The following is an 8,181-nucleotide window of genomic DNA, read 5'->3' as shown; positions in this document are numbered from 1 at the left end:
GCAGGTGCAGGGCTGCAAGCCCTGCAGACCAACACCCTGCTTACGAACGGCTGACGTGACGCTCATGCGCCATGCGCGAGGCTGTCCGCTGCTGTTCGAGTGGAGGTGGCAACCGTGCACTGGCAAAGCGCACAGGCATATGCATGGCCGCTGGGTCTGGCGGCACTGGTAGGCGGCATCGGCGCCTGGCTGATCCTGTGGATCTATCACCGGCTGAAAGGGCGTGATCGCCGGCGCGCGCGCATCGGTCGTGTGCTCGGTCTGCCAATGGCGACCGCATGGCCCTTGCTGCTGCTGATCCCGGCGCTGCAGGCCACGCCACTGCAGGAGCCTCTGCTGGGGCATCTGCAGCACGGGCTGCACATCGCGCTGACGGCCTGTTTCATCTGGCTGCTGGTGCGCGCGGTGGCCGCCGGCGAGCGTGCGATCCTGCGCAGTCATCCCATCGACGTCTCGGACAATCTGGAAGCCCGACGCATCCAGACCCAGACGCGGGTGCTGAGCCGCGTGCTGATGGGCGGCATCATCGTGCTCGGTGCATCGCTGGTGCTGCTGACATTCCCGATGGTGCAGAAGATCGGCGCCGCCCTGCTGGCCTCGGCCGGTCTGATCGGGCTGGTCGCGGGCATCGCCGCCAAGCCGGTGTTCGGCAACCTCATCGCCGGCCTGCAGATCGCAGTGACCCAGCCGATCCGGCTGGATGATGTGGTGATCGTTGAAGGCGAGTGGGGGCGCGTGGAGGAGATCGGCAGCAGCTATGTGGTGGTACGCATCTGGGACGAGCGGCGGATGGTGGTGCCGCTGACCTGGTTCATCGAGAACCCCTTCCAGAACTGGACCCGGCGCAGCGCCGATCTGCTTGGCACGGCGTTCCTGTGGCTGGACTACCGTGCGCCGATCGCGGCGATCCGCAGTGAACTGGAGCGCATCTGCCGCGGCGAGGCGCTGTGGGATGGACGGGTCTGTGTGACCCAGGTGACCGAAACCAGCGAGCGGGCGATCCAGGTGCGCCTGCTGGTCAGTGCGCGCAGCTCCGGCGATGCCTTCGATCTTCGCTGCCTGGTGCGCGAGCGCATGCTGGATTTCCTGGCGCGCGAGCATCCGCAATCACTGCCGCAGCTGCGCGCGCGGTTGCAGCGCGAGGATGAGCTGGACATGCCGCGCGCACCGCGCGCACGTACGGCAGATGTGCGTTCACCCGGGGCGGAGGACGGCGAGGCCGCGATCGCGCCGGTGGAACCGGACCCCGACCGCTAGCGCCGGGACGTGCCCGGCGAGCGCAGCGGTACCCCCGGTCCGCCGGGCAACCCGGGGCCGATCAAGGCTCGCCAGTGTCGATCAGGGTGTCGGTTTCGAAATGAGGCGGGCGGCGCGCACGTGTGCGTTGCTCGTAGGCATAGGCCATTTCGATCAGCTTCGGCTCGCTCCAGGCTGTGCCCATGAACAGCAGGCCGACCGGCAGGCCGTTGATCTGTCCCATCGGCACGCTCAGGCTGGGGTAACCCGCGACCGCTGCCACGCTGTAGCTCTCACCCGGGAAATCGTCGCCTTCGCGGCGGATGGGCCAGGCTGTGCCGGTGGTCGGTGCAACCAGCGCATCCAGCTGGTAGGCAGCCAGGACGGCGTCGATGCCCTCCGGGCCGGCCAGGCGTCGCGCATCGCTGCGCGCACGGATGTAGGCAGGGTCGGCCAGCCCGGCAGTGGCGTTGGCCTCCAGCAGCAGTTCCTGGCCGAACAGGCCCAGTTCCTGCGGCGCCTGGGCCTGGTTGAAGGCGATGAGTTCGCCAAGACTGCGCAGGGGCGCGCGGTAGGTCTTGAAGTAGCGCTCCAGCCCGGCCTTGAACTCATGCAGCAGCACGACCCGCTCGGCTTCGGCCCAGGCACCCGGGTCGGGCAGTTCCACCGGCACCACCACCGCGCCCGCACGGCGCAGTTCGGCGGCGGCCTGATCGATCAGCGGTGCCATGCCACGGTACGTCAGCAGAGGGGTCTGCAGCAGGCCGATGCGTTTGCCGCGCAGGCCTTCGGGGTCCAGGCGCGCGGTGTAGTCGTAGACCGCGCGGCCGGGCATGGTGGCCGTGGCGGGGTCGGCATCGTCCCGGCCCGCGATCGCCGTCAGTACGGCCGCGGCGTCGGCGACGCTGCGCGTCATCGGCCCGGCGGTGTCCTGGCTGAAGGAGATCGGGATGATGCCTTCGCGGCTGACCAGGCCGACCGTCGGTTTCAGGCCGACGATGCCGTTGATCGCGGCCGGGCAGACGATGCTGCCGTCGGTCTCGGTGCCGATCGCCACACTGGCCAGATTGGCGGCCACCGCTACCGCGCTGCCGCTGCTGGAGCCACAGGGCGAATGGCTGAGACGGTACGGATTGCGGGTCTGGCCACCGCGCGCGCTCCAGCCCGACACCGAATCGTTGCCGCGGAAGTTGGCCCACTCGCTGAGATTGGTCTTGCCCAGCACGACCGCGCCGGCCTCGCGCAGGCGTCTTACCAGGTAGGCATCGGCGGGGCGGAAACCCTGCAGCGCGAGCGATCCGGCGCTGGTGGTCATGGGCGCGGCGTTGATGTTGTCCTTCAGCAGGACCGGAATGCCATGCAGCGGCCCGCGCAGATGGCCGTCCCGGCGCTCGCGATCGCGTTCACCGGCTTCTCGCAGGGCATCCGGGTTGAGTTCGATGACGGCACGCAGGCGCGGCCCGGCGCGATCCAGCGCAGCGATGCGCTGCAGGTAGGCGTGGGTCAGCGTGGTGCTGTCCAGTTCGCCGGCCACCATGCGCGCCTGCAGGTCGGCCAGGTCGGTCTCGGCGTAGGGGAAGGGCACGTTGCGGCTCGCGGGTTCGGCGGCGTGGGCGCTGGTCGTGGCCGGGCTGCAGCCAACAATGAACAACGCGGGCAGCGCGATGAGCAGGCAGGTCAGCAGAGGCGGCAAGGACGGGCGCATGGGGCGGCTTGGTCGGCTCCAATGCCCAGTGTAGCTGCTGCTCAGTGGTGGCGCTTGCGCAGGTCGCGGGCCAGGACGTAGACCACGAGCAGGTTGATCGCCAGGATCGTCCAGGAGGGCCAGCCGGGGTGGCGGACGATGGCGAAGACATCGAAGGGCAGATACAGCGCGGCGGTCAGGCAGCCCAGCCAGGAGGCCCAGGCCCTGGCCCGCCAGAGGCCCCAGGCTTCCACCAGGTGCAGCAGGCCGTAGCCGATCATCGCCGCCGCCGCCAGGTGCACGGCGTCGGGATTGATCATGTTCAGGAGGGAGGGCAGGGTGCCGTGATCCGGGTCCAGGCTGAAACGCCGGATCAGGGCATTGACCCCATCGCGGAGCGGCTGCGGACCGAGCACTTCAAGCCCGGTCGCAGCCAGCAACGCCAGCACCGCCTTGCTCGCTTCGAGCAGGGCGATGACGTGGAGGCCCGGATGCCGGTGTGGATCCGGGTTGTAGCCGCTCTGGCTCACGGTCCGGCTCAGCCGCCGCGCGAAGCCTTCTTGCGGTCGCTTTCGGTCAGGAACTTCTTGCGCAGCCGGATTTCCTTCGGAGTGATCTCGACCAGCTCGTCGTCCTCGATGAAGTCCAGCGCCTGTTCCAGCGAGTACTTGATCGCCGGGGTCAGCTGGATCGCATCGTCCTTGCCCGAAGCGCGCATGTTGGTCAGCGGCTTGGTCTTGATGGCGTTGACGGTCAGGTCGTTGTCCTTGGAGTGGATGCCGACCAGCTGGCCTTCATACACATTGTCGCCTTCAGCAGCGAACAGCTTTCCGCGTTCCTGCAGCGGGCCCAGGGAGTAGGCCGGAGTCACGCCTGGGGCGTTGGCGATCATGACGCCGTTGATGCGCTTGGCGATTGCGCCCTGTTCCTTCGGACCGTAATGGTCGAACACGTGGAACAGCAGGCCCGAACCCTGGGTCAGGGTCTTGAATTCGTTCTGGAAGCCGATCAGGCCACGGGCCGGGATCGAGTATTCCAGGCGCACGCGGCCCTTGCCGTCCGGTTCCATGTTCTTCAGCTGGCCCTTGCGGGTGCCCAGCTTTTCCATCACGCCGCCCTGGTGCACTTCTTCCACGTCCACCACCAGCTGTTCGATCGGCTCCATCTGCTGGCCGTCGATTTCCTTGATGATCACTTCCGGACGCGACACGGCCAGTTCGTAGCCTTCACGACGCATGTTCTCGATCAGCACCGACAGGTGCAGTTCGCCACGGCCGGAGACCAGGAACTTGTCGGCGTCCTCCAGCTGTTCGACCTTCAGCGCCACGTTGTGGACCTTTTCACGGTCCAGGCGGTCCTTGATCTGGCGGCTGGTCAGGAACTTGCCACCGGACAGGTCCTTGTTGCCCGCGAACGGCGAGTTGTTGACCTGGAAGGTCATCGAGATGGTCGGCTCGTCCACGGTCAGCGCCGGCAGCGCTTCCGGGGTGTCCGGGTGGCAGAGGGTGTCGGAGATGGTCAGCTCCGGAATGCCCGAGATCGCCACGATGTCGCCGGCTTCAGCGGTGTCCTGCTCGATGCGCTCCAAGCCCAGGAAGCCCAGCACCTGCGCGACCTTGCCGTTGCGCTTCTTGCCTTCACGATCGATCACCGTGACCTGCATGTTCTTCTTCAGGGTGCCACGCTGGATGCGGCCGATGCCGATCACGCCCACGAAGTTGTTGTAGTCCAGCTGGCTGATGCGCATCTGGAAGGCACCTTCCGGATCCACTTCGGGCTTCGGCGCGTGCTTCATGATCGCTTCGTAGAGCGGGGTCATGTCGCCATCGCGGACGGTGTCTTCCAGGCCGGCATAGCCGTTCAGGGCCGACGCGTAGACGATCGGGAAGTCCAGCTGCTCGTTGGTCGCGCCGAGCTTGTCGAACAGATCGAACACCTGGTCGATCACCCAGTCCGGACGCGCACCCGGACGGTCGATCTTGTTGACCACCACGATCGGCTTGAAGCCCATCGCGAAGGCCTTCTGGGTGACGAAGCGGGTCTGCGGCATCGGGCCGTCCATCGCGTCGACCAGGATCAGCACGGTGTCGACCATCGACAGCACGCGCTCGACCTCACCGCCGAAGTCGGCGTGGCCGGGGGTGTCGACGATGTTGATCCGGTTCTTGATGCCGGTCTTCTTGTCTTCCCAGGTGATGGCCGTGTTCTTGGCCAGGATGGTGATGCCGCGTTCCTTTTCCTGGTCGTTGCTGTCCATCACGCGCTCGGCGAGGACGGTACGCTCGGACAGGGTGCCGGACTGCTTCAGCAGCTGGTCGACCAGGGTGGTCTTGCCATGGTCGACGTGGGCGACGATGGCGATGTTGCGAAGATTTTCGATGGACATACGAAAGGGGGCCAGTCGGCGCCGGATTTGGAAAAAGAAGTCCAACATTATACGTCGAACTTGACGATTCGCGAAAAGCCGGATTCCGGCCCGCCCGGGAGCCCCATTCAGCTGACCGTCGGGGCCCCGCCGGCGGCGCCCCTCCAGAGCCTGAAGCGTCGCCCTGCGCCGATGGTCGAAGCCGCCGCCGCCACGTGCCGGGTGTAAACTAGGTGGCTAGACGCCTTTCCCTTTGCAACAAGGATCTTCATGTCCCTCATCGCCACTTTCGACACCACCCAGGGCCCGATCAAGGTCGAGCTGTTCGCTGACAAGGCGCCGCTGACCGTTGCCAACTTCGTGAACCTGGTCAAGCACGGCTTCTATGACGGCCTGATCTTCCACCGCGTGATCGCCGACTTCATGATCCAGGGCGGTTGCCCGCAGGGCCGTGGTACCGGTGGCCCGGGCTACAAGTTCGAAGACGAGAAGAACGGCGTGAAGCATGAGGTCGGCTCGCTGTCGATGGCCAATGCCGGCCCGAACACCAATGGCAGCCAGTTCTTCATCACCCACATCAAGACCGATTGGCTGGACGGCCGCCACACCGTGTTCGGCAAGGTTCTGGAAGGCCAGGCCATCGTCGATTCGGTCAAGCAGGGCGACGTGATCCATTCGATCACCCTGGAAGGCGACGTCGACGCCGCGCTGGCCGCACAGGCCGACCGCGTGGCCGAGTGGAACAAGATCCTCGCCGCCTGACCCCCTTCCGAGACGGCCACCCACGGGTGGCCGTTTCCCTGTTCTCCGCCGCCTGCCAGGCCTGCCGGGCCACGCCCGCGGCGTCCCATCAAACGCTTGCAAGCAAGAGGAAACCCCCATGAAAGCACCCGTTCGTGTTGCCGTGACCGGCGCCGCCGGCCAGATCGGCTATGCCCTGCTGTTCCGCATCGCCTCCGGCGAAATGCTGGGCAAGGACCAGCCGGTCATCCTGCAGCTGCTGGAGCTGCCGGTGGACAAGGCCCAGGCCGCCCTGAAGGGCGTGATGATGGAACTGGAAGACTGCGCCTTCCCGCTGCTGGCCGGCATGGTCGGCACCGACGACGCTGAAGTGGCGTTCAAGGATGCCGACATCGCCCTGCTGGTCGGCGCGCGTCCGCGCGGCCCGGGCATGGAGCGCAAGGACCTGCTGCTGGAAAACGCCAAGATCTTCACCGCGCAGGGCGCGGCGCTGAACAAGGTCGCCAGCCGTGACGTGAAGGTGCTGGTGGTCGGCAACCCGGCCAACACCAACGCCTACATCGCCATGAAGTCGGCACCGGACCTGAAGCCGGAAAACTTCACCGCCATGCTGCGCCTGGACCACAACCGTGCCCTGAGCCAGCTGTCGGCCAAGCTCGGCAAGCCGGTCGGTGGCATGGAAAAGCTGGTGGTGTGGGGCAACCACAGCCCGACCATGTACCCGGACTACCGTTTCGCCACCGCCGATGGTGCTTCGATCGCCGATGCGATCAACGACCAGGAGTGGAATGCCAACACCTTCATTCCGACCGTCGGCAAGCGCGGCGCGGCGATCATCGAAGCCCGTGGCTCGTCCTCGGCGGCTTCGGCGGCCAATGCCGCGATCGACCACGTGCGTGACTGGGTGCTGGGCAGCAACGGCAAGTGGGTCACCATGGGCGTGCCGTCCGATGGTTCCTACGGCATCCCGGAAGGCGTGATCTTCGGCTTCGCCGTGACCACCGAGAACGGCAAGTACACCCTGGTCAAGGATCTGCCGATCGACGACTTCAGCCAGAAGTACATCGACAAGACCCTGGCCGAGCTGGAAGAAGAACGCGCCGGCGTTGCCCACCTGCTGGGCTGATGCCGCGGGTGCCGGTCTGGCCGGCACGCAGCTGACAGAAACGGGGAAGCTTCGGCTTCCCCGTTTTCATATGGAGTTCCGCAGAACCGCATGATCCACCTGCATTACATCGATGACGCGCTGCTGGTGGTGGAAAAGCCCGCTGGCCTGCTGTCCGTGCCTGGCCGTAGCGCGGAGAACCAGGACTGCGTAGTGGCCCGCCTGCAGGTGCTGTACCCGGACGCGCTGACCGTGCATCGGCTGGACCAGGTCACCTCCGGTCTGCTGCTGCATGCACGGGGCAAGACGACGCAGGCCGCGTTGTCGATGCAGTTCGAGCAGCGCAGGGTGGGCAAGTGTTACGAAGCCGTCGTGCAGGGTGTGATCGAAGGTGATGCCGGTGAAGTGGATCTGCCGCTGATCGTGGACTGGCCGAACCGGCCGAAACAGAAGGTCGACCATGAACACGGCAAGCCGGCGCTGACGCGCTGGCGCGTGCTGGCCCGCGATGTTGAAGCGCAGCGCACGCGCGTGGCGCTGGAGCCGGTGACCGGGCGCAGCCATCAGTTGCGCATGCACATGGCCAGCCTGGGTCATCCGATCGTCGGCGATGTGCTGTATGGCGCCGCACCGGCGCAGCGCGTGCATCTGCATGCGCGCAGCCTGCACTTCACCCACCCGGTGACGGGCGACGCGCTGGCGTTCGAGTCCGCCACTCCGTTCTAAGCAGGGCAAGGGGGGCGGCAGGGCTGCGCCCTGCACCTGCTACGAGCCAGGGCAACGTCAGATTCAACGTCAAAAGCGCGCTGTCCGTGGGGTGGCGGGGTGGTGTCGGAGTGCGGGGACGCCGCAAGTACGTCCCTGCAGGCTTGGCCGCGGCATCCATGCCGCGGACACCCCGCACTCCAACACCGCCCCACCTTCGGCAGAATGCCGCGATCTGATGGATCCACGCCGAGCGTGGATGAAATCTGTCAGATATCGGAATAGATGGTGGGTCGGATCGTTCCGACAGATCGCAGGAAACTGTCGAAGGCGGGGTGGGTCCGG

General features: G+C 66.4%; 7 protein-coding genes. 4 read left to right on the top strand and 3 right to left on the bottom strand.

Annotation, left to right across the window (positions count from 1 at the left end; all coding sequences use genetic code 11):
* The first annotated feature begins 114 nt into the window (after positions 1–114).
* Positions 115–1,257: a mechanosensitive ion channel family protein gene (locus tag N5J29_RS19230; protein WP_053520335.1), complete on the top strand. Its 1,143-nt coding sequence runs from the start codon at positions 115–117 to the stop codon at positions 1,255–1,257.
* Between the two features lie 61 nt (positions 1,258–1,318).
* Here the strand turns inward: N5J29_RS19230 and N5J29_RS19225 are convergent, their stop codons facing one another.
* The 3 genes from N5J29_RS19225 to typA are packed head-to-tail and all read right to left on the bottom strand — an operon-like array spanning position 1,319 to position 5,306.
* The gene (locus N5J29_RS19225) at positions 1,319–2,941 is read right to left on the bottom strand and encodes an amidase (protein WP_111187030.1); all 1,623 of its coding nucleotides are present in this window, start codon (positions 2,939–2,941) and stop codon (positions 1,319–1,321) included.
* 41 nt (positions 2,942–2,982) lie between these two features.
* A complete protein-coding gene (locus N5J29_RS19220; RefSeq protein ID WP_065176006.1) occupies positions 2,983–3,450 on the bottom strand; it encodes a DUF2127 domain-containing protein in 468 nt (155 codons plus the stop codon).
* A gap of 8 nt (positions 3,451–3,458) precedes the next feature.
* Positions 3,459–5,306 carry a translational GTPase TypA gene (typA, locus tag N5J29_RS19215; RefSeq protein ID WP_053520332.1) on the bottom strand — a complete coding sequence of 616 codons (1,848 nt, stop codon included), beginning with the start codon at positions 5,304–5,306 and terminating at the stop codon, positions 3,459–3,461.
* A gap of 249 nt (positions 5,307–5,555) precedes the next feature.
* On the opposite strand from typA, the gene N5J29_RS19210 reads away from it, so the two are divergent.
* From N5J29_RS19210 to N5J29_RS19200, 3 genes are all read left to right on the top strand, one after another.
* The gene (locus tag N5J29_RS19210) at positions 5,556–6,047 is read left to right on the top strand and encodes a peptidylprolyl isomerase (protein WP_053520333.1); all 492 of its coding nucleotides are present in this window, start codon (positions 5,556–5,558) and stop codon (positions 6,045–6,047) included.
* Between the two features lie 118 nt (positions 6,048–6,165).
* Entirely contained in the window at positions 6,166–7,152 is a 987-nt protein-coding gene (locus N5J29_RS19205) for a malate dehydrogenase (protein WP_005415428.1), read from the top strand.
* A gap of 90 nt (positions 7,153–7,242) precedes the next feature.
* A complete protein-coding gene (locus N5J29_RS19200) occupies positions 7,243–7,857 on the top strand; it encodes an RluA family pseudouridine synthase (protein ID WP_164152944.1) in 615 nt (204 codons plus the stop codon).
* Positions 7,858–8,181: the final 324 nt, after the last annotated feature.

The organism is Stenotrophomonas sp. GD03680 (assembly GCF_029844625.1).
GTDB classification, from domain to species: Bacteria; Pseudomonadota; Gammaproteobacteria; order Xanthomonadales; family Xanthomonadaceae; genus Stenotrophomonas; species Stenotrophomonas maltophilia_P.
The sequence above is the reverse complement of the archived record's forward strand: the minus strand, read 5'-3'. Positions and strand labels throughout refer to the sequence as shown.

Excerpts from the sequence above, each read along its gene's own strand:
- N5J29_RS19225 (WP_111187030.1), bottom strand. The coding sequence starts at position 2,941 with ATGCGCCCGTCCTTGCCGCCTCTGCTGACCTGCCTGCTCATCGCGCTG.
- typA (WP_053520332.1), bottom strand. The coding sequence starts at position 5,306 with ATGTCCATCGAAAATCTTCGCAACATCGCCATCGTCGCCCACGTCGAC.
- N5J29_RS19210 (WP_053520333.1), top strand. The coding sequence starts at position 5,556 with ATGTCCCTCATCGCCACTTTCGACACCACCCAGGGCCCGATCAAGGTC.
- N5J29_RS19205 (WP_005415428.1), top strand. The coding sequence starts at position 6,166 with ATGAAAGCACCCGTTCGTGTTGCCGTGACCGGCGCCGCCGGCCAGATC.
- N5J29_RS19200 (WP_164152944.1), top strand. The coding sequence starts at position 7,243 with ATGATCCACCTGCATTACATCGATGACGCGCTGCTGGTGGTGGAAAAG.